The 21,081-nt window shown below is 58.7% G+C and carries 20 protein-coding genes; 13 read left to right on the forward strand and 7 right to left on the reverse strand.

What is annotated here, in order from left to right:
* Positions 1-16 precede the first annotated feature (16 nt).
* Positions 17-799: an SDR family NAD(P)-dependent oxidoreductase gene (locus tag QD409_RS13335; protein ID WP_092852087.1), complete on the reverse strand. Its 783-nt coding sequence runs from the start codon at positions 797-799 to the stop codon at positions 17-19.
* A 54-nt stretch (positions 800-853) separates the two neighbouring features.
* Entirely contained in the window at positions 854-1,747 is an 894-nt protein-coding gene (locus QD409_RS13340; RefSeq protein WP_092852089.1) for an SMP-30/gluconolactonase/LRE family protein, read from the reverse strand.
* Between the two features lie 103 nt (positions 1,748-1,850).
* Here QD409_RS13340 and QD409_RS13345 point away from each other — a divergent pair, with 103 nt between their 5' ends.
* The 7 genes from QD409_RS13345 to QD409_RS13375 all read left to right on the forward strand — a co-directional run bounded on the left by QD409_RS13345 (position 1,851) and on the right by QD409_RS13375 (position 8,122).
* A complete protein-coding gene (locus QD409_RS13345; RefSeq protein ID WP_167668017.1) occupies positions 1,851-2,585 on the forward strand; it encodes a FadR/GntR family transcriptional regulator in 735 nt (244 codons plus the stop codon).
* Positions 2,585-3,787, forward strand: coding sequence for a mandelate racemase/muconate lactonizing enzyme family protein (locus QD409_RS13350; RefSeq protein WP_092852091.1), 1,203 nt, complete (start codon positions 2,585-2,587; stop codon positions 3,785-3,787). Before QD409_RS13345 ends, QD409_RS13350 begins: the two co-directional genes overlap by 1 nt.
* Positions 3,788-3,870: 83 nt before the next feature.
* Complete coding sequence (locus QD409_RS13355) at positions 3,871-4,563, forward strand: GntR family transcriptional regulator (protein WP_092852093.1); 693 nt, start codon at positions 3,871-3,873, stop codon at positions 4,561-4,563.
* Positions 4,564-4,600: 37 nt separating this feature from the next.
* Positions 4,601-5,575, forward strand: coding sequence for a sugar ABC transporter substrate-binding protein (locus QD409_RS13360; RefSeq protein ID WP_167668019.1), 975 nt, complete (start codon positions 4,601-4,603; stop codon positions 5,573-5,575).
* A 72-nt stretch (positions 5,576-5,647) separates the two neighbouring features.
* Positions 5,648-6,631, forward strand: a complete 984-nt coding sequence (locus tag QD409_RS13365) for an ABC transporter permease (RefSeq protein WP_092852206.1) — start codon at positions 5,648-5,650, stop codon at positions 6,629-6,631.
* The gene (locus tag QD409_RS13370; RefSeq protein WP_092852095.1) at positions 6,628-7,359 is read left to right on the forward strand and encodes an ATP-binding cassette domain-containing protein; all 732 of its coding nucleotides are present in this window, start codon (positions 6,628-6,630) and stop codon (positions 7,357-7,359) included. The genes QD409_RS13365 and QD409_RS13370 overlap by 4 nt, the downstream gene beginning before the upstream one ends.
* Before the next feature lie 7 nt (positions 7,360-7,366).
* Complete coding sequence (locus tag QD409_RS13375; protein ID WP_092852097.1) at positions 7,367-8,122, forward strand: SDR family oxidoreductase; 756 nt, start codon at positions 7,367-7,369, stop codon at positions 8,120-8,122.
* Between the two features lie 137 nt (positions 8,123-8,259).
* Here QD409_RS13375 and QD409_RS13380 read toward each other — a convergent pair whose 3' ends face one another.
* On the reverse strand, positions 8,260-10,170 hold the full coding sequence (locus QD409_RS13380; protein WP_092852099.1) for a potassium transporter Kup: 1,911 nt from the start codon (positions 10,168-10,170) through the stop codon (positions 8,260-8,262).
* Positions 10,171-10,399: 229 nt separating this feature from the next.
* Here QD409_RS13380 and QD409_RS13385 point away from each other — a divergent pair, with 229 nt between their 5' ends.
* On the forward strand, positions 10,400-10,675 hold the full coding sequence (locus QD409_RS13385) for a helix-turn-helix transcriptional regulator (RefSeq protein ID WP_280949830.1): 276 nt from the start codon (positions 10,400-10,402) through the stop codon (positions 10,673-10,675).
* Between the two features lie 370 nt (positions 10,676-11,045).
* On the opposite strand, the gene QD409_RS13390 is transcribed toward QD409_RS13385, so the two are convergent.
* The 3 genes from QD409_RS13390 to QD409_RS13400 all read right to left on the reverse strand — a co-directional run bounded on the left by QD409_RS13390 (position 11,046) and on the right by QD409_RS13400 (position 14,772).
* On the reverse strand, positions 11,046-12,551 hold the full coding sequence (locus tag QD409_RS13390; protein WP_245298061.1) for an aldehyde dehydrogenase family protein: 1,506 nt from the start codon (positions 12,549-12,551) through the stop codon (positions 11,046-11,048).
* Between the two features lie 50 nt (positions 12,552-12,601).
* A complete protein-coding gene (locus tag QD409_RS13395) occupies positions 12,602-13,618 on the reverse strand; it encodes a hydroxyacid dehydrogenase (RefSeq protein WP_425348547.1) in 1,017 nt (338 codons plus the stop codon).
* Between the two features lie 131 nt (positions 13,619-13,749).
* The gene (locus QD409_RS13400) at positions 13,750-14,772 is read right to left on the reverse strand and encodes a LacI family DNA-binding transcriptional regulator (protein WP_430762905.1); all 1,023 of its coding nucleotides are present in this window, start codon (positions 14,770-14,772) and stop codon (positions 13,750-13,752) included.
* Positions 14,773-15,004: 232 nt separating this feature from the next.
* Between QD409_RS13400 and QD409_RS13405 the strand changes: the two genes are divergently transcribed.
* From QD409_RS13405 to QD409_RS13420, 4 genes are all read left to right on the forward strand, one after another.
* The gene (locus QD409_RS13405) at positions 15,005-16,345 is read left to right on the forward strand and encodes an ABC transporter substrate-binding protein (protein ID WP_092852105.1); all 1,341 of its coding nucleotides are present in this window, start codon (positions 15,005-15,007) and stop codon (positions 16,343-16,345) included.
* A gap of 89 nt (positions 16,346-16,434) precedes the next feature.
* Positions 16,435-17,337 (forward strand): carbohydrate ABC transporter permease, encoded by a 903-nt coding sequence (locus tag QD409_RS13410; RefSeq protein WP_092852212.1) that lies wholly within the window; start codon positions 16,435-16,437, stop codon positions 17,335-17,337.
* Positions 17,334-18,218: a carbohydrate ABC transporter permease gene (locus tag QD409_RS13415; RefSeq protein WP_208858664.1), complete on the forward strand. Its 885-nt coding sequence runs from the start codon at positions 17,334-17,336 to the stop codon at positions 18,216-18,218. The genes QD409_RS13410 and QD409_RS13415 overlap by 4 nt, the downstream gene beginning before the upstream one ends.
* Positions 18,219-18,236: 18 nt before the next feature.
* Complete coding sequence (locus QD409_RS13420; protein WP_092852107.1) at positions 18,237-19,319, forward strand: ABC transporter ATP-binding protein; 1,083 nt, start codon at positions 18,237-18,239, stop codon at positions 19,317-19,319.
* 66 nt (positions 19,320-19,385) lie between these two features.
* Here QD409_RS13420 and QD409_RS13425 read toward each other — a convergent pair whose 3' ends face one another.
* Positions 19,386-20,171: an HpcH/HpaI aldolase family protein gene (locus tag QD409_RS13425; RefSeq protein ID WP_092852109.1), complete on the reverse strand. Its 786-nt coding sequence runs from the start codon at positions 20,169-20,171 to the stop codon at positions 19,386-19,388.
* 255 nt (positions 20,172-20,426) lie between these two features.
* Between QD409_RS13425 and QD409_RS13430 the strand changes: the two genes are divergently transcribed.
* Positions 20,427-21,077 (forward strand): flavin reductase family protein, encoded by a 651-nt coding sequence (locus tag QD409_RS13430; RefSeq protein WP_092852111.1) that lies wholly within the window; start codon positions 20,427-20,429, stop codon positions 21,075-21,077.
* Positions 21,078-21,081 lie beyond the last annotated feature (4 nt).

Raw genomic sequence — 21,081 nt, forward strand, 5'->3', positions numbered from 1 at the left:
GATTAAATGCCGTCGGTCACTCGGGCAAAACGATACCGAGCTTGGCCATGGTGCCGCCGTCGATCTTCAAGTCGGCGCCGGTGATGAAGCGGGCCTTGTCGCTGGCTAAAAATGCCACCAGATCGGCCACTTCTTCCTGCCTGCCGACGCGGCCTATGGGATGTGCCTTGCCCCATTGAGCGATCATCTCTTCCTGGGTCAGGTCACCCTTGTAAAGGTCCGCGGCCCAGCGCAGCATCGGCGTATCGATCGAAGCGGGGCAGACGGCATTGACCGTGATGTTGTCGGCGGCATGGTCGAGCGCCATGGCGCGCACGAGCGCGTTGATGCCGCCTTTGCTTGCGGTGTAGGCCGCGACGTTCGTCTGCGATGCGTAAGACTGTATGGAGGAAATGGCGACGATCGCGCCGCCGCCGCGCTTCTTCATTTCGGGGATGGCATATTTCGACGCGAGATAGACGCCCTTCAGATTGATATCGAGCACATCGTCCCAGATGTCCTCCGGCGTGTCGACCACCGTGCCATAGCGCTGGATGCCGGCGCAGCAGACGAGAATGTCGATGCCACCGTGCCTCGTTGCAGCCTGCTCGACGGCAGCTTGCATGTCGGCAGCGTTGCGGACATCGCCGACAAAGCCGCTCGTCTTGCCGCTGATCTCTTCCACGGCTCTCTCGATCGATTGCGGGTCGTTGGAAACGATCAGGACGTGTGCGCCGGCATTCGCAAAACGTTCTGAACAGGCGCGTCCCATGCCCAAGCTACCGCCGGTGACGATGATGCTCTTCCCGTCGAATTCCATTTTCGGCACTCCTCCACGCAATAGGGCTTATTAACATTCTACCATACCAGTATGTCAATATCCGAATTTCGGCTCGTCTACGCCGCGAAACTCTGTTTCGATCGCGAGAAGGCTGCCTTCGAGCGGATGAGCACGAAGGTGTTCTGCCGTCATCGTGAAACGCGCCGAGGTGACGAAGAGCGTGGAAAGATCCGCACCGCCGAATGTGCAGCTGGTCGGCCATGAAACCGGCAGTTCGACGAGATCGAGTAGCGCGCCTTCGGCGCTGAAACGCGCGACAGCGGAGCCACCGACCACTCGGCAGTTCCAAAGATGATCATCCGCATCGAGGCAGGAACCGTCCGGCAGCCCCCGTTCGAACCCGCTGACGATAGTGCGGCGGTCGGAGATAGTCTTTGCCTCTGGATCGTAGGCGAAGGAGTAGATTTCATTGGCAAGTGTATCGGCGAACAGGAAGCGGTCATTGCGGGTCCAGCCCATGGTGTTGGTGATGCCGTATTCGTTCGGCGTAAGCTGTTTGACGGTGCCCGACGGATCGATGCGGTAGATCGCGCCCGCATTTGCCATCATCTCTTTCGGCGTGCCGTCCGCATTGAGATTATTCTGCATTGTGGAAACCCAGAAGGAGCCGTCAGGTGCCACGCGGCCCTCGTTCAGCCGATTGCCGGGCTTATCCGGTTCCGGCCTGGCGAAAGTCTCGAACCTCCCGCCGGGTCGCCAGAGGCAGACGTCGCGAGCCAGTCCGACGATAAAGCCGCCGTTCCGGCACATCCCGATCGACGTCGGGAAATCTGGAGTTGACCACGTCTCATGCCGGCTCGTCTTCACTTCCAGCCGATGGATGCGTTTGCCGCCAATATCGACCCAGTAGAGCGCGTTCTCCTCGCTCGACCAGATGACGCTCTCGCCGACGACGTCTTGTGCTTCGAAGAAAATGCCGACCTGCATGTGTCTCCCCAAGGTCTCCACGAAACTGAAGCTTGACAATAGGTAATCGGCAATCTAAATCAAGCTTAAATTATACCTATCATACAGGTTGGGGAAGAGCTTGATGGAACTCTCTTCTGATACGAGGGATGCCGGAGTGCAGCAGGGCGGGGCCGAAGGATTGCTCGGCAGCGTCATGACGTCGGTCAAAGCCTATATCCGCGACAATGGCCTGCAGGTTGGCGATGAATTGCCGAGCGAAGGTGCCTTTGCCGATCTGACGGGCACATCGCGGACGATCGTGCGCGAAGCCTATCGCTCGCTTGCTGCGTTGACGCTGATCGATATCGGCAACGGGCGGCGGGCGCGGGTGGCGGCGCCGAAGGCCGATGTGCTGGCGATGATCACCGACCATGCGGTTCACACGAACCAGGCGACGATCCAGCAGATCTTCGATGTGCGTCGAACGATCGAGAGGCGGACGGTTGCGCTTGCCGCATTGCGCCGGACTGACCGCGAGGCCGCGGAAATCTACGCGCTTGCTGAAGCAATGCAGCGCGATTTCAATGATCCGCAGAAAGTCATGGAGCATGATATCGCCTTTCACGAGGCGATCGGTGTCGCTTCGAAGAACCCGATGTTTTCGCTGATTGTCGGCTCCTTCCATGTCGTGACACGCCACACCTGGCCGATCGGCTGGGCGAGCCGCGGCAGCAACGAGACGCGGCAGGAGAGTATCGACGGTCACTTCGCCATCGCCAAAGCAATCGCCAACGGCGATCCGGCCAAGGGCGAGGCGGCGATGGTCGAGCATTTCGATCTCACCGTGAAAGCCCTGTTGGCGGCGGGTGTCTATTGATGAAGATCACCGCATTCGAAACCGTTCGCGTCAAGGAATTCCCGAATATCCTTTGGGTGAAAATCCATACCGACGAGGGCTTCGTCGGACTTGGCGAGACCTTCTTCATGGCCGAAACGGTGGAAGCCTATATCCATGAGGTCGTTGCGCCGAAGCTGCTTGGCCGGGATCCGCTTCAGATCGACAAGATTTCAAAGGATCTGACTGGTTACCTCGGCTTCCGCTCTACCGGCGTTGAAATGCGCGGCAATTCGGCTGTCGATATCGGTCTGTGGGATCTGTTCGGAAAGGTCACGAACCTGCCGATCGCGCAATTGCTCGGCGGTTTCTCGCGCCGCGAAATCCGGACCTACAATACCTGCGCGGGCAACACCTATATGCGTGAGGCAAGCGGCCAGCAGACCGGCAATTACGGGCTCGGCGGTCCTCGTCGCGATTATGATGACCTGAATGGCTTTCTCGAACGGGCCGACGAACTGGCTGAAGATCTGCTCTCCGAAGGTATTTCGGCGATGAAGATCTGGCCGTTCGACATCGCGGCGGAGGCAAGCGGAGGCCAATATATTTCCGGGCCTGATCTAAGCAAAGTGCTCGAACCTTTCGAGAAGATCCGCAAGCGGGTCGGCGACAAGATGGACATCATGGTGGAGTTCCACTCGATGTGGCAGCTCACGCCGGCGATCCGGATCGCGCGTGCGCTCGAACCTTTCGGCACCTTCTGGCATGAAGACCCCATCAAGATGGATTCACTATCCAGTCTGAAACGCTATGCGGCCGCGAGCTCTGCACCTTTGTGTGCCTCCGAGACGCTAGCCACCCGCTGGGCTTTTCGCGATCTGCTGGAGACCGACAGCGCCGGCATCGTGATGCTCGATCTCTCCTGGTGCGGCGGCATCTCCGAGGCAAAGAAGATCGCAACGATGGCCGAGGCCTGGCATCTGCCCGTAGCGCCGCATGATTGCACCGGACCGGTGGTTCTTTCTGCGTCAACGCATCTGTCGCTCAACGCGCCGAACGCGCTCGTGCAGGAGAGCGTGCGCGCCTATTACCGCACCTGGTATGCCGATCTCACGACGCAGTTGCCGACGGTGACCAACGGGATGATCACCGTTCCGCCAGGACCCGGTCATGGGGTCGAGCTGGCCGAAGATCTTGATAAAAAGTTCAATGTTTATCGGCGCATGGCGAAGGTCGGCGCTTAGATCCGGCAAAAATGCTTGACTTGTATGGTAGTAGGTTAGTACACAATCCACATTAGACCGATATCGGGAGGGAGAGCAGCTGCATGCCGAACGCCAAACCTGCCAAAGTGGTTGCGATAGGCGAATCCGTAGGGCCGCAGGTCTATCGCATCCTGCGCGAGCGGATCATTCAGGCCGAGCTTCTGCCGGGAGAACGGCTGTCGGAATCCGATGCCGCAAAGTCTCTATCGGTCAGCCGCCAGCCGGTGCGTGAAGCTTTCATCAAGCTCTCGGAGGAGGGGCTGGTGCAGGTGCTGCCGCAGCGAGGCACCTTCGTCACCAAGATTTCCGTGGCTTCGGTCATGGACGTGCGTTTCGTGCGCGAGGCGATCGAGGCCGATATCGTCCGCCTGGTTGCCGAAGGCCATGCGCCGGAAACGATAGCGGAGCTGCGTCGGCAGTTGGCCGAGCAGAGGAAGGTCCCGCATGATGATCGCGCCGCCTTTCTGAGGCTCGACGAACTCTTCCATCACACGCTCGCCGCCGCCGCCGGCAAGGCCTATGCCTGGAGCGTGATCGAAAGCGTCAAGGCACAGATGGACCGCGTACGCTTTCTCTCCGTCGACGACCTGCATATCGGTCGATTGATCGAACAGCATGAAAGAATAGTCGACGGTATTGCTGCCGGCGACAAGGCCGCCGCGGAGGAGGCGATCCGGCTGCATCTGAGAGAGATACTGACGTCCTTGCCCGAAATCGCCCGCTCGCGCGCGGAGCTGTTCGACGACACGGAGTGATCGCAGCACAAATTACTGCAAAACAAGGGAGGAAAGCATGCTTAAGAAAATGATCGCCGGCACGGCGCTCGGCCTGTCTTTGATGGCATCCGGTGCTTCTGCGGCAGGACTGAACGTCACATTCATCAGCCACTCTTCGGCCTCCAATACATTCTGGCAGTCGGTCAAGAAGGGCTTTGACGATGCTTGCACGCGCGTCGGTGCCAACTGCCAGCTTGTGCTGACGCAAACTGAAGGGTCGGTCGAACAGGCGGTCGCCAACCTGCAGGCGGCAATCGCCACCAAGCCGGACGCGATTTTCGTCGCCATCGTCGATGACAAGGCTTACGACGCCGCGATCAAGGAAGCCATCGATGCCGGCATTCTCGTGCTTGCCGTCAATGTCGACGACAGTCAGGGCGCGAAGGGCAACGCGCGCAAGGCCTTCATCGGCCAGGGTTTCGTTGCGGCCGGCTACTCGCTTGCCAAAGCCCAATCGCTGAATTTCCCGAAGGACGGCCCGCTCAATCTGCTAGTAGGCGTCAACGCTCCCGGCCAGACATGGTCCGAACAGCGCGCTGCCGGCGTCACCAAATTCCTCGAGGAATACAAGGCCGAGCACAAGGATCGCGAGATCAACATCTCGCGCATCGACTCTGCTACTGACCTCGCCATCACCGCCGATCGCATTGGCGCCTATCTTAATGCCAATCCCAATACGACGGCTTATTTCGACACTGGCTATTGGGATGCAGGTGTCGCCAAGGTACTGAAGGATCGCAGCATCAAGCCGGGCAAAGTGCTTCTCGGCGGTTTCGATCTCGTGCCGGAAGTCCTGCAGCAGATGACGGCAGGTTATGTGCAGGTGCAGGTCGACCAGCAGCCCTATATGCAAGGCTTCATGCCGGTCATGCAGGCCTATCTATGGAAGACTGCCGGCTTGACCCCTTCGGATATCGACACCGGACAGGGCATCGTCACGCCCAAGGATGTTCCGATAATCATGGAAATGTCCAAGCGCGGCTTGCGTTAACCGAACCGTCCAATGACCACCGGCGTCTTGCTCTGTGGAGTAGGGCGCCGCACCATCGCGAGCGATATGCTGATGAAGCGGTTTCTAAAAGTCTATCTCGACAAGCCGGAGTTGGCGGGGCTTGCTCTGCTGATTATCCTGATCGTCCTGTTCCAGATCAAGTCAAACGGCGTGCTGCTGTCGTTTGAGAATATACGTGGCATCATGGGGCTGCTGCCGGAGATGGCGCTCGTTGCCATCGGCGTTACGATATTGATGATATGCGGCGAGTTCGATCTTTCCGTCGGTTCTGTTTTTGCATTGATGCCTATGTCCATGGCAGTCATGTTGAACGACGGCATTCCATTCAGCCTCTCTTTGCTGTTAGGGCTGTTGATCTGCGCATTCATCGGCCTCATCAACGGCTATATCACGCTGCAGTTCTCGATCCCGAGCTTCATTACCACGCTCGGCATGCTGTTTATTGCCCGTTCCCTCACGATCGTTATTTCTGGCGGTTTTCCGCCGCTTCTGCCAGATGATCTGCCGACCTGGCTCTTCACCGACTATATCTGGCAGGGGGCGATCCTGCGCGTGTCCTTCCTATGGTTTGCGCTGATAGCAATTCTCACCGCCGCCTTCCTGTCTCTGACGAACTTCGGCAACTGGATCCGGGCGGTGGGCGGCTTTAATGAAGCGGCGGCATCGATGGGCATCCCTGTCCGGCGTGTGAAGATCGTCTGCTTCATGCTTTGCTCTATGCTGGCGGGCTTTGCGGGCCTGCTGCAAGTACTGCGCCTTGGCTCGCCGCTGCCCTCGATCGGGGAGGGGTTGGAGCTGCAGGCGGTGGCAGCTGCCGTTATCGGCGGGACGGCCCTGGCAGGCGGTATCGGCACCGTGTTCGGCGCGATCATCGGCACGTTGCTCATCCGCACTATCGACAACGGCCTGGTGCTCTCGCGTGTCGATGCCAACTGGTTCAAATTCGCGATTGGCATGCTCACCATGTTTGCCGTCATCGCCAATGCCTGGATGGGCAAGATATCCCGCAAGATCAAGGTGGAGGCACATAAATGACACTGCCGATCATCGAATGCCGCAACTTGCAGAAGTGGTATAGCGGCGTGCATGCGCTGAAAAACGTTTCGCTGACCATCAAGCGCGGCGAATCCGTCGGCCTGGTGGGCGATAATGGCGCGGGAAAATCGACGCTTATCAAAATCCTCTCGGGCGTCCATCACCAGGATGAGGGTCAGATCCTGATCGAGGGCAGGCAGGTCAATTTCCGCTCGCCAAAGGATGCCATGCATCATGGGCTGGAGACGATTTATCAATACAATTCCATGGTCCCGACGATGTCGATCGCTCGCAACCTGTTCATCGGCCGCGAGCCGATGAAGTGGTGCATGGGTAATTTCGGCATCATGGACCAGAAGCGCATGCGAGACGAAAGCATCAAGGCGATCGCCGATGTCGATCTGCATCTGCGCTCGCCGGATGCGCTCGTGGGCGAGCTTTCGGGCGGTCAGCGGCAGGGCGTGGCAATAGCGCGAGCGATGCATTTCAAATCGAAGGTGCTGATCCTCGACGAGCCAACCAACCATCTCTCGGTCAAAGAGACGAACAAGGTCATCGGTTTTGTCCGCGGCCTGAAAGCGCAGGGTCTAACCGGCATCTTCATCTCCCACAACATGCAGCACGTCTTCCAATCCTGCGATCGGATCGTGGCGATGGCGCGCGGGGAGGTCGTTTTCGATCGGCCGACTGCGGAAACCTCGATCGACGAAGTCCACGATCTATTATGAGGCTGAGATGCTGACGCTATCGGGTAAGACAGTTCTGCTGACCGGTGCACTCGGGACATTGGGGCGCGCTCAGGCCAGCCGGTTGGCGGGTGCCGGCGCACGGATACTCATGCTTGACCGCGCTGACGCCGATGCCGGCGAGCCCCTTGCTTCCAGGATTGCAGCGGAGAGCCACGGCGAGGTTCTCTATATCAAGCAGGATCTGGGTAATCTCTCGGCGAGCGAGAAGAACGTGGTAGGGCTTTCCGACGCGCATGGAGGTATCGATATCCTGATCAACAACGCTGCGCTGATCATCAACAAACCCTTCGAAGAGTTTTCGCTGGACGAGTACGAGGAGCAGTTGCGGGTCAATTCTTCGGCAGCCTTTGCGCTCACACGCGCCGTTACACCTAAAATGAAGGAAAAGCGCTACGGCAAGATCGTCAATTTCTGCTCGCTGACGCTCAACGGCCGTTGGGATGGCTATGTACCCTATGTCGCGTCGAAGGGCGCGATATATGGCCTGACGAAGTCGCTTGCGCGGGAACTGGGACCGCATGGCGTTCGTGTCAATTGCGTCTCGCCCGGCGCCGTGGTGTCAGAGGCGGAGGAACGGGTCTTCGGCGATCGGCTGCAGCAATATAACGACTGGATTCTTCAAAATCAGTCGATCAAATCACGTATCCAGCCCGCTGACATCGCCGAGCTGGTGCTGTTTCTCGTGTCTCCCGCGTCAGACATGGTTTCCGGTCAGAACATCGGGATCGACGGCGGCTGGTGACGTCCATCGATGTGGTCGTTGTACGCGCTTCCATGGACGGTATCGTTGCCGCCCAAGGCGTTGACGGTCCACCCTACCTGCGTTGCTGGCCAGCGAGCGAGCGGGGTGGAGGTCTCATTGCGCAAGTCTATGGGTCGCTATATCTCGATTTCCGTTCCGAACTCGATCGCTTGCCTTGCCGGTACTTTGAACCAGACGGCGCTTCGCTCCGAATTGTGCTGTACGAATGCGAATAGGATTTCGCGCCAATAAGCCATCGTGTGCGGATGTCCAGACGGAATGATCGTCTCTCGCCCGATAATATAAGAGATCGTTTCCGGATCGAAACCATCCAAACTTCTATCGAAAACGGCTGCGCGAATTGCCTTCGGGACATCCGGCTGTTCCGTAAAACCGTAGCTTATGACGACGCGGCTTACGCCGAAGCCGAGATCGGACACCTGCGTCCGCGTCTCGTCTGTCACTCTAGGCTGTTCGCTCGATTCCACGGTCACGAGAAGAATGCGCTCATGGAGGGCGTGGTTATGCCGCAGGAAATTTGCCATGGCCAGCGGCATGCCGGTCTTTGCGGACGTGAGGAAGGTCGCGACTCCCGGCAAACGGATGAGTTTCGGATTTGCGATCTTAAGGCGCATCTCCTCTTCGGGGTGTCGCAGCCCCATTCGCATTTTTTCCACGATCTGTTCGCCCCGCCGCCAAGTGAGCATGATGAAGGCGATAAGGGCAGCGAGCAGGAGCGGGAACCAGCCGCCTTCGAACAATTTCATGCTGTTCGCGGAGAAAAAGACGGCGTCGATAATGAAGAAAGTGCCGTTTACGGCGATGACAGCGAACAGATTGTAACCCCATTGCCGCGCGATCAGGGCCGCCAAAATGGTCGTAATGATCATAAGTGCGGAAACCGCAATGCCGTAGGCCCCGGCAAGCGCATCCGACGAACGAAACACGAGCACCGCGGCGATCGTACCGATTGCCAGGAGTGTATTGACGAAGGGAATGTAAATCTGTCCGATTTCGTGCGCAGCCGTATATTTCACATGCATGCGCGGCAAGAAGCCAAGCTGAATGGACTGCTGAGTGAGAGAGAACGCACCTGAGATGATCGCTTGGCTGGCGATGACAGTCGCGGCAGTCGCAAAGAACACCATCGGATAGTGCGCCCAATCCGGTGAAAGCTGGAAGAACGGATTGTCAATCGCATTCGGATCGGCGAGCAGATGACCGCCCTGGCCAAAATAGTTGAGCGCCAGGGCTGGAAGAACGACAGCGAACCACGCAGTACGGATCGGCCCACGTCCGAAATGCCCCATATCCGCATACATCGCTTCGCCGCCAGTTACGGCGAGAAATGCGGCGCCAAGAATCGCAAACCTGCCGCCCCAACTCACCTGCATCATGAACTCCAAGGCATTGAACGGGTTTGCCGCAGCGAGGATCGAGGGGCCTTCCAGCAGGCCCTTGAGGCCGAGCAACCCAATGACGATGAACCAGAGGAGCATAATCGGGCCGAAGATACGGCCGATAGAGGAGGTTCCGTATCGCTGGACGGCAAACAAGCCGACGAGGACGATAATGGTAATCGGAACGACATAGGCGTTAAGCGAGGGTGCATCGACCTTCAGGCCTTCGACCGCCGAAAGGACCGATACTGCAGGTGTGATCGTCCCGTCACCGTAGAGGAGTGCTGCACCCACGAGCCCCACGACCAGCAGGGCCGCCCGTGGTGAGCGGGCGGGAGCTTCGCGGGCGTGCAGAAGAGCCAGCATCGCTACAATTCCGCCTTCACCGCGGTTGTCGGCGCGGAGGATGAGCACGGCGTATTTCAGCGAGACGATGAAGATCAAGGCCCATAAGATCAGGGACACGGCTCCGATCACTGCCTGAGCGTCCGCCGGCGCGCCGTTCGTGGCGGCCTTGACCGCCTCTTTCAGAGCATAGAGAGGACTTGTGCCGATGTCGCCGTAGACGATACCCAGCGCAGCAAGGGGCATCGCAAGGGATTTGCCGGGCTGGTGTTTCAGCGATTTGATATCTGTCGTCGCAGCCATCAATCCCCCTTAGTTATTTATGCTGAGACTATAGTCGCGAACATGGTTTGGGAAGGGCTGATGCTGCGTTACTGAACATCGTTCTGCTTGTTGATGCTTGGCGAGCTGAATAACCCGTTCATTGATCTGACGCATTGCGTCACACTTGAACTCTTTGATGAAAATCGAGGGACTATTCAAAATGGGTCGAAAAAGTCTGGCCAAAACCGGTTGAGTTTAAAGGGTTCAAGTGGGTGAATTGGCGAAGGCGGCTGGTATGTCGCGGGCCACGTTTGCGCTTCACTTCAAAGCTGCCGCAGGTGTCGGCCTGGTCGGTTATCTGACAGAGTGGCGGATGCTGCTGGCGGACCGTGCTCTTCGTCAAGGCAGAGTCTCGCTGGCAAATTTGGCTCAGTCACCCGGTTATGCGAACGAGAGCGCCCTCAGCCATGCGTTCAAACGTGTTATCAGCCGTTCGCCCAAACGGGCGCGCGGTACGCGGTATTGGCCGGATGGGATGTCGTGACGGCGATGCGGAAAAGGCTTGCAATAGGATGACGGGTTGAGACGAAGCGCTGAAGCCGCAGTGCGGCGAGCAGTGCGCGTCAAGTTAAGCTCGCTCCTGGCATTGATCAGCCGCAAGGCGGGTCTTTCCAATGAAGACGTCGCCGATTTACAAGGTGTTTGCGACAAAGCGACCACCGAGCCGATGAGTTTCGAATGATATTGATAGACACGAACGTCATCTTAGAGCCACCAAGGCGGCTGTTGCGATGGCGGTGGCGGCACACGCAGATCCCGGCAGGTCGAGGCGCTGCCGCAAAGTACAGGCTTAGCAGACACAAGGTGAGAAGCTCTTTGGACGGGCTTCTCTCCCCAATAGCCCGGACTTGCGACTATCCTGGAAAGGCTGAGAGCGAGACGTGTACGCTCTTTAGCTCGGAATATTCGTCGAAACCGTGCTTGCCGAGTTCGCGACCAACACCGCTCTGCTTGTAGCCGCCGATCGCTAGCTGCGGAGCGCCATCTCCCATGCCGTTGATCCAGGTGCGCCCCGCTTTGATGCGACGGATAGCCTGGAAGGCCGTCGAAATATTCCTCGACCAGACGCAGGCAGAGAGGCCATAGGGTGTGTCGTTGGCCATGCGGATCGCTTCTTCTGCGGTCTTGAAGCGGAAGGTGGTCAAGACGGGACCGAAGATCTCGTCCTGGGCAATGGTCATCTGTCGCGTGACATCGGTGAAAATCGTCGGGGCATAAAAGGCGCCGGCCTTGCCCAAGGTGTTGCCGCCGACCAGCAGCTGCGCGCCGTCAGCCTTGCCCTGCTCGACATAGCCTGCAACCTTGTCCAGATGCCCCTGGTGGATGAGGGCGCCGACATGGACCCGATCATCCAAGGGATCTCCCGTGACGATCTGCGCAGCGACCGCTTGAACCTTTTCCAGAAGCGCATCGGCGACGCTCTCATGGACGATCAGGCGGCTGCCGGAGATGCAGACCTGCCCGGAACAATGAAAGACGCCGCCCGATATCTTTGCGGCCGCTGCATCGAGATCCGCATCTGCAAAGACCACCTGTGGTCCCTTGCCGCCGAGCTCCAGCCCGACCTTCTTGATATTCTGCCCGGCAATGGCGCCGATCAGGCGCCCGACGCGCTGCGAGCCGGTGAAGTTGACGACATCGACATCCGGATGCTCCGCCAGAATCTGGCCGACATCGGCTCCATATCCGGTGATAACGTTCAGCACGCCCTCGGGCAATCCGGCCTGAAGCGCAAGTTCGGCCATGCGGATCGTCGAGCCCGATGTGAATTCGCTCGGCTTGATGACAACGGTGCAACCCGCGCCGATCGCCCAGGGGATGCGCTCCGAGCCGATCAGCAGTGGAAAATTCCATGGCGTTATCAGGCCGACGACGCCGGCGGGCTCCCGAAGGATGAGGCCGATCGTATTCGGGCCGAGATCATTATGGGCTTCGCCCTCCAGCCCTTGGACATGGCCGGCGGCATAGCGCCAAAGACTGACGGAAAAGCCCATCTCTCCGCGAGCCTGGCTGATGGCCTTGCCGACCTCCAGCGCTTCGATGATAGCCAATTCCTCTATATTCGCCTCGATCAGGTCGGCGACGCGATTCATGATGCGGGCGCGCTCACCGCCGGTCATCCTTGGCCAGGGGCCGTTGTCGAATGCTAGACGTGCAGCGGCGATTGCCGCCTCGGCATCGTCGCGGCTGCCTTTCGGGATGATGCTGACGATGTGGCCGGGATGGGCCGGGCTTTCACGCGCAATCGTCTCTCCTGAAAGGGCGGGAACGGATTTACCGTCGATCACCATGCCATAACGGCGCTCCTGCAATAGCCGCGGATCGTCGAGACGAGGTGTGATGAAGGGGAATGCGGACATCTGTCTATCCTCACGATATGAAATCCCAGGCGGTCTGCGCGTCCGGCATCTCATGCCTGGTAGCGCAGTCCCTCCAAAGTCAGCTTGTGTTGCAATGGGTCGCCAGCGACGAAGCGTTCGATCTCGTCGGTAATCAGTCGGCCCAGGCGTTGCCGCTCATTGCCGATCGCGCCGGCGATATGCGGGGTTAGAACAACATTCGGCAGCTCGTAGAGCGGCGATGTCGGAGCAAGCACCTCCGGCTCCGTAACATCGAGAATGGCAGACAGCCTGCCGCGCGAAAGCTCGGCTTCCAGCGCCGCCTGATCAACAAGGCCGCCGCGCGCGGTATTGATCAGCGTTGCGCCATCCGGCATTCGGGCGAGCATTTCGGCATCGATCATATGCTGCGTCGCCGCCAGCAGTGGCGCGTGCAGCGACACGGTCTGGCACTCGGCCATGAGTTCGAGAAGAGACGCTAGCCGAGTACCCAATTGCTCGGCTTCGGCGGCACTGATGAGCGGATCGTAAAGCAAAATGTCCATATCGTGCGGCCGAAGGAACTCGAGGACCCGACGGCCAATTCGAGAGGCGCCGACAATGCCGACCTTCTTGTGCCAGCTGCCGCTATCGCCGTCGAAGGATTGATGCATCTCGAGCGAGCGCCGCTGCTGCGCGTAGAGTTGCCGGAAGCGGAAGACATCCTTATTGGCGAAGAGGATCGCAGCCAGCGCAAACTCCGCGACGGGAACCGCGTTGGCGGCCGCGGCATTCGTCACCGCGATCCCCCTTTCGAAGAGGGCAGGCCCGATGAGGTGTTTCACTGAACCCGCCGCATGCGCTACGAGCTTCAGAGACGGTGCAGTTTCCAAAACGGCAGCATCAATGGCAGGGCAACCCCAACCGGTGATTAGGATATCCGTATCGGCGAGCTGTGCTCTCGCAACCTCACTATGAAACTCCCTGAGAGGTTCGCCGGCAACGATGCGGCAGAAGTTTTCAAGCCGATTGAGGTCCGCATGAGAAAACAACTTCTCTATCCCGAGCGGGCCGAAAGCAAAGCTGAGCTTTGGCGAGGGTCTAATCAGTCGGGGCGATGTCAACAGCGAACTCCTGGCGGAACAAAGCCCGCAAATGCCGAATGGCAGTTAGGCCATTCGCGCTAGGAGATCGCATATAAACGCAAATTGCGCAATATAAGAACGAATATTTCTCTATTTTACGCAAATTGCGCAATTGTCGCGCCGGGCTGCAACGTGACGGCGCATTCCAGCTGAACGGGCATGACGTCAGGCTCTGCGATCCGCCGCTGCGCCAGAAGAATAGCCTGATGGGCCATTTCGAAGCAGTTGACCCGCATAGTCGTCAGCCGGGGATGCATCATCGCCGCATAGGGCAGATCGTCGAAGCCAATGACCGAAATTTCTCCCGGAACGCTGAGACCTGCGGCTTCGAGTGCACTCATCAGTCGGAATGCACCCATATCGTTGGCGCAGAACACGCTGGTCCAGTCCGCTTCGCCCTTGGCTCGTCGTTCCACTTCCGCCAGGAGTGCCGTGTCAACACCGTTAGCGACCCCGATCGCCGTGCAAGAAGCGTCGGGAAAGTCCTCCAGTGCTGCGTAGAAACCACGGCGGCGCTGAGTCGTCGTCCAACGCGTATGATCATGAATATAAAGCAGTTTTCTATGGCCGGCCTGAAGCAGCGCCCGACCAGCCATACGTGCGCCGTAAAAATTATTGGGTGCGACACAGTCGAAGCGCATCTCGGGATCATATCCGTTGACGAGGATCGCGCGGTGACTTCCGTTGAGAAAATATCCGGCCAGCTCATCGGTGAGGTCGATGCCGACGAAAATCGTCACATTGGCCTCTTCCTTTTCCTGATCACGCTGCATCCGTTCTGGTCCGAGCGAAGTTTCATCCACCATGCGGATCGAAAGGCTGTAGCCACCATCGTGCGCCTTGTCGCGCAACCCCGCGATAACGGCCTCATAGAAGGGTGCCAATCCTCCTGTCGCCAGGCTGCCGGTCACATAGGCCCGCAGGTGGCTCGTCGGCTGAGCCGCAATTCGAGGCCGGCCGAGATAGCCGGCATCCTCCGCAATCTTGCGAATTTGCATGCGCCGCTCATCGCTGATCCCACGCGCATCCGAGAGTGCGCGCGACACGGTGCTGACGGAAACTCCGGCCGCCTTGGCAATTTCAAGCTGATTTGCGTTGGACTTAGGTGAACGAGTCAAATGCCTACCCTTCAATTTATCCCCGATAATCACGGGATTCCCGGGAGAAATCCATCCCCGCACATCGATATCAACGGCGTTGTTGTCGCTGCATATACGAAATTTGCGACATATTTCGCACATGTCCGCAAATTGCGCAATTGACAACGCAAATTGCGCGTGATGAATTGCGCGTCATCACGAAAGAACCGATCCGGAAGGGGCGGTTTCGTTGAATGTGGGAGGACATGCAATGACCAACGACATGAAAAGGGACGCCATCCAGATCGCCTTGAGCCGTCGTCAGCTGCTGCAGGCGGCTGGCGTAGGCGCAGCTGCCGCCGCATTTTCCGGCATCGGCTCATCCGCCGCCGCGCAAGAGAAGGTCGAGCTGACGATGTGGGCCTGGACCCCGAATACACAGGCGGAGATCGATCTGTTCACCAAGGCTTTTCCGCATATCAGCGTCAAACTCGAGAATGCCGGGCAGGGGCCTGACGAATATGTCAAGCTGCGCAATGCGATCCAGGCAGGCACGGGCCTGCCTGACGTTGGCCAGGTCGAGTTTACCAATATCCCCGGCTTCCGGCAGCTCGAGGCGCTCCTCGATATGGGCCAGCACGGCGCGAATGACGTCAAGAACAAGTTCATCGACTGGACCTGGGCTTCCGCCTCCGACGGCAATGCGGTTTTCGGTATCCCGTGGGACTCCGGCCCGATGGGCATTCTCTATCGAGCCGACGTGCTGGAGCAGCATAAAATCGAGGTGCCGAAGACGTGGGCCGCCTTTGCCGAAAGCTCGAAAGCGCTGAGCAAGGCATCGCCGGATACCTACCTCACCAATTTTGGCGGTACTGCCGACGGCGGCTGGGTCATCGCGCTTCTGGCCCAGGCGGGCTGGAAGCCGTTCGAGCTCAAGGGCACCGATCTCAAGCTCAATCTGAACGATGCGATCGCGAAGAAATGGGCCGCCTTCTGGCAGGATCTGATCGATGCCAAGGCCGTCGGCGTCAAAACTCCGGTCTGGACCACAGACTGGTTCACCGGCCTCGACGAAGGGACCTATGCCTCATGGATGACCGGTGCCTGGGGCGCGGTGTTCATTCCGCAATTCGCCAAGAAGAGCAACGGTCACTGGCGTGCGGCTCCCCTGCCGCAGTGGGATGAGGGAAAATACGTTTCCGCCAATCTTGGTGGTTCCACGTTCGCGGTGTTCAAGACGACGAAACATCCGAAGGAAGCGACGCAGCTTGCGATGTTCCTCGGTGCTGATCCCGAAGCCTCACGCCTCTGGAACACCAAGCAGTTTCTCTTCCCCGTGCTCAAGGAGCTCGTCGCGGATCCCGAACTGATCAATCACAAATACGATCTCTACGGTGGCCAGGCGGTCAACGCGGTCTTCGTCGAAGCGGCCAAGCACGTCGACTCCTCGTTCCAATATGCGCCGTTCCAGGACTATCTCGCTGGTCAGGTGCAGCAGGAGCTTTCCGCCTCCATCGGCGGCAAGGGATCGCTTGGCGACGCCTTCGATCGCCTGCAGGACGTCGTCAGCGCTTATTGCTCCGATCAGGGTTACACCGTTTCCAAGGGGTGAGTACCGGCATGCGGGCTGCAGGCACCCGCATGCTCATTCGCAAGCCCGCGCTTCGGCGCGGGCACATTTCGCAGCCGGAGATAAAGCAGATGGCCGGTCCTATCAGCCGCAAACGCCGCCGCCGCGTGGGCAAGAGACTGGCACCTTTCCTCTTTCTTGCCCCCTTCGCGCTGCTGTTCGTCGCCTTCCTGATCGCGCCGATGCTCTATGCGCTTAACCTGGCGGTCTACAAGACGACCGTGGTCGCCGGCACCAAGTTCGTCGGGGCGGATAACTTCGTCCGTGCCCTGGGCGATCCGAAATTCTGGCAGGGCGTCATCGTTCTCCTGAAATTCGCCGCCATCCAGATCCCCGGAATGGTCGCGATCGCACTGCTGATCGCACTTATCCTCGACAGCGGCACCGTCTATGCCAAGAGCTTTTTTCGCGTCAGCCTGTTTCTGCCCTATGCCGTGCCTGCCGTCATCGCGACCCTCATATGGGGCTACTTGTACGGCCCGGCTTTTGGTCCGTTCACGCAACTGGCCAATGCCATCGGCCTTCCGGCGCCAAACTTCCTCGGGCCGATCACAATCCTCCCGTCGATCGCCAACATCGCAAACTGGGAATATACCGGCTACCAGATGATCATCTATTTTGCCGCGCTGCAGGCGATCCCAACGGATCTGGAAGAGGCAGCGTCGATGGATGGTGCCAGCAGCTTTATCTACGCGCTGCGCGTCAAGCTTCCGCTGATCGCACCGATGGTCGTCGTCACGATCATCTTCTCGATCATCGGTTCGCTGCAGCTCTTCTCGGAACCCTATCTGTTGCGCAATCTGGCACCGCTCAGCATCACCAATTCCTATACGCCGAACTACTATGCCTACACGCTCGCCTTCGCCAATCAGCAATATAATTATTCCGCTGCCGTTTCCTTCGTCTTAGGCGCAGTGACTGCCGTGATTTCCTATGCCTTCATGCTGATCGTCAACCGCAGGGGCAACGCATGACCATCGTCGGCAAGTCCAAGCGCTCCCCCTCGTTCCGGCGCAATCGCTGGATGCTGTCCGCCATTCTGCTGGTCATATGGTTCTATACGGCTTTGCCGCTCTTCTATGTCCTGGTATCGGCGTCGAAATCCAATAACGATCTGTTCACGACATTCGGCCTCTGGTTCACAAGCGACTTCAAACTGGTGGAAAATATCGGGCAGGTCTTCAGCTTCCAGGGCGGCATCTTCGCCCGTTGGCTGCTCAATACCATCATCTATGCGACAACCGCCGGCATCGGTGCCGCTCTGTTTTCGACGATGGCCGGATATGCGCTTGCCAAATACGACTTCCGTGGCAAGCGCCTGATCTTCGCCATCATCCTCGGCGCAGTCATGATCCCGCAAACGGCCCTTGTCGTGCCGCTGTTCCTGCTGATGTCGAAGGTCGGTATCGTCAATACGCCCTGGGCCGTCATTCTTCCGTCTCTCGTCTATCCGCCCGGCGTTTTCCTGATGCGCGTCTATGCCGATGATGCGATACCGAACGAGCTGATCGATGCCGGCCGAGTCGATGGTGCGGGCGAGCTGCATATTTTCTTCTCATTGGCGCTGCGCCTGCTGATGCCCGGCTTTGCCACTGTGCTCATCCTGTCCTTCGTTGCGACCTGGAACAATTACTTCCTGCCGCTGGTCGTCCTGAGTTCGGCCGAATATTTTCCGGTCACCGTCGGTCTGGCGCAATGGTATGCGACGGCGACGGTTGGCTCCGGCGGCGGTGCTGCGCTCTTTACCCTCGTGCTGGCCGGTGCGCTGATCAGCATCGTTCCCGTCATCATTGCTTTCATCGTCATGCAGCGTTTCTGGCAAGGCGGCCTCGGTGCCGGCGGCGTCAAGGCTTGAAGCTGCGGAGAGATCGACATGGCCGTTATCGAATTGAAAAACGTAAGAAAATCCTTTGGCGCACTGGACATCATCCGCGGGCTCGATCTGCGGATTGAAGATGGAGAGTTCGTCGTCTTCGTCGGCCCCTCCGGCAGCGGGAAATCAACGCTGCTGCGCCTCGTCGCCGGTCTGGAGGAAGTCACCTCCGGCCAAATCCTGATCGGCGGCGAGGATGTCACCGAGCTTGGGCCGGCGGACCGGGCCTTGTCCATGGTATTCCAATCCTACGCTCTCTATCCGCATAAGACTGTGCGCGCCAACATGGCCTTCGGCCTTGAGGTCGCGCGGACGCCACGCGCCGAGATCGAGCGTCGTGTCCAGGCGGCGGCAGCGTCCTTGCGTCTCGAAAACTATCTCGACCGCAAGCCGAAGGAACTGTCCGGCGGCCAACGCCAGCGTGTCGCGATCGGCCGCGCCATCGTCCGCGATCCGGTGGCGTTTCTCTTCGATGAGCCGCTTTCGAACCTCGATGCCGCCCTGCGTGCGGAAATGCGCATCGAAATCGCCCGGCTGCATCAGCGGCTTGGCGCAACGATGATCTATGTTACCCACGATCAGGTTGAGGCGATGACGCTTGCCGACAAGATCGTAGTGCTCAAGGACGGCGCGATCCAGCAAATCGGCTCGCCGATCGAACTCTACGAGAAGCCGGCCAACCTCTTCGTCGCACAGTTTCTCGGTTCGCCGAAGATGAATGTCTACGACGTCGAGCCGACGGCGGAAGGGTTGAAGATCGCTTCCGGTGGCCTGTTGCAACTGCCTTCGGTGCCTTCCGAGGCTGCCAAACTCGGTGCGCGCCCGGAGCATATCGGCATCCTGGCGTCGGGGCAGGGCAATCTCGAAGGCAGGATCGACGTCATAGAGCGGCTCGGCTCCGACACCTATGCCTATGTCGCGCATGACGGCAATCAACTGACGACTGTCCGTCTGCCCGGCAACGTCCAGCTGCGCGTCGGCCAAGCCGTCAGCCTTGCCATCGATCTAGAGCAGTTGCACCTTTTCGACAGAGAGACCCGCTGCATTTTGAATGGCGGCACTGGCACGTCATTGCCGGGTTAGCGATCGGGCAGACCTCGCTCCCGACCCCGTTAGCGCAGCGGATAAGACTTGCGTTCAAATCGATGCCTATTTCCCTTCAACAAAAACCTGGGCTCCACGCATGATTTGACGCGCCGCATTGCGAAGCATGCCCTGATCCGAAGACACGATGAAGGAGGAGACGCCCTTTGCCGCCAGCGGCGCCATGTCCTCCACGCTATCGACCATCATCCACACGGACGTATTGGTCTTGCGGGCAGCATCGATGATCGTGTCGACTGCGCTGACGATCGCCGGATCGTCTCTTGTGGCCGCGCCGAATGCGACGGTCAGATCGCCTCGCCCGATGAACACTGCATCCAACCCTTCGACGGCGACGATATCCTCGATATTCTCGACCCCGGCAGGATCCTCGATCATGGCGATCGCCGCGACGCCGCCATCGGCTTCATCAATATGTTTCCACATGGATTTTGCACCATAGTCGCCAGCGCGCGTGACGGCGGAGAACCCACGGCGGCCACCTCTATAGCGACACGCTTCGACCAGCTTTTCTGCTCGATCCACGCTGTCGATATGCGGCGCAAGAATGCCTGTAGCTCCGCAGTCGAGTGCCGAAAGTATGCCGTCGGGGGTCAAGGCGGGCACCCTGACAATCCCCGATATGGCTGAGGCTTTACAGGCGAGCAGGGCTATGTCGGTGGCCATGCGATCGAACACGCCATGTTCCTGATCGATCACGACGAAATCGAAGCCCGCGCTCGCCAGTATTTCGATCGATGACGGGCTGGGGATTTTTACGAAGCTGCCCGTCAGTCTTTGACGGTCCGCAACTCGCTTCCTTAGAGGAAGATGAGGGTTACGTTCACCCATTCTCGCTCTCCTATATGGCGTCAGGCCTACGATCTCTTGGAGGGCAGCAATACATCTCCCGGCCACGCATCGTTTCGGTTTCTGGTCGCGTTTCAGTAGCTGAAACGATTGGATTCTGAACTTGTCCCGAAATTTCGTCTTGCATAGCGTCCGGCGAAACGGTGCAGAACGTCGATCGATCCAATCGCGGCATGCGCTCCGATCTTCGTGAGATCGCCGCGCAACTCGGGCACCGTGTCAGCTGGAGAGTTTCTTATGCCCAATACCGAGCCCGTCTTTGTCGACATCGCGCTAAAGACCTACAAAAGAGGCATCTTGAACGCGATCATCGCCCCAAGACCGATAGGCTGGATGAGTACGGTGGATAGCAAAGGGAATGCCAATCTGGCCCCTTATTCCTATTTCAACATCATGTCCAATGAGCCGCCGATCCTGGCATTTTCGTGCAACACGCCAGAAGATCGCCCTACCAAGGACACGCTGAAAAACGTCCGGGAAACCGGCGAGTTCGTGTTCAACCTGGTCAGTTACGACCTGGTCAAAGAGATGAACATGACCTCTGCGCCACTCCCCGCCGGGATGGATGAATTCGAATATGCCGGACTGGAAAAGGCGGAATGCATCTATGTGAAGGCGCCACGTGTCGCTCGGTCTCCTGCTGCACTGGAATGCAAGGTCGTCGAGATCGTCCGGTTGACCAACGAATTGGGCGGCGCAAACGTAAACGTCACTTTTGGAAAAGTCGTCGGCATGCATATCCAGCCCGACTTCCTTGAAGACGGCGGATATTTCAACACCGCCCTTGCCCAACCCGTCACGCGCCTGGGCGGCGCCGAATACGCTATCTCCCAGCCAAGCTTCGAGCTGCAGCGGCAGTTCACGCGCGCCGATGAAAGCACCTATTGAGGTC

The organism is Rhizobium sp. BR 315 (assembly GCF_050577975.1).
GTDB classification, from domain to species: domain Bacteria; phylum Pseudomonadota; class Alphaproteobacteria; order Rhizobiales; family Rhizobiaceae; genus Rhizobium; species Rhizobium miluonense.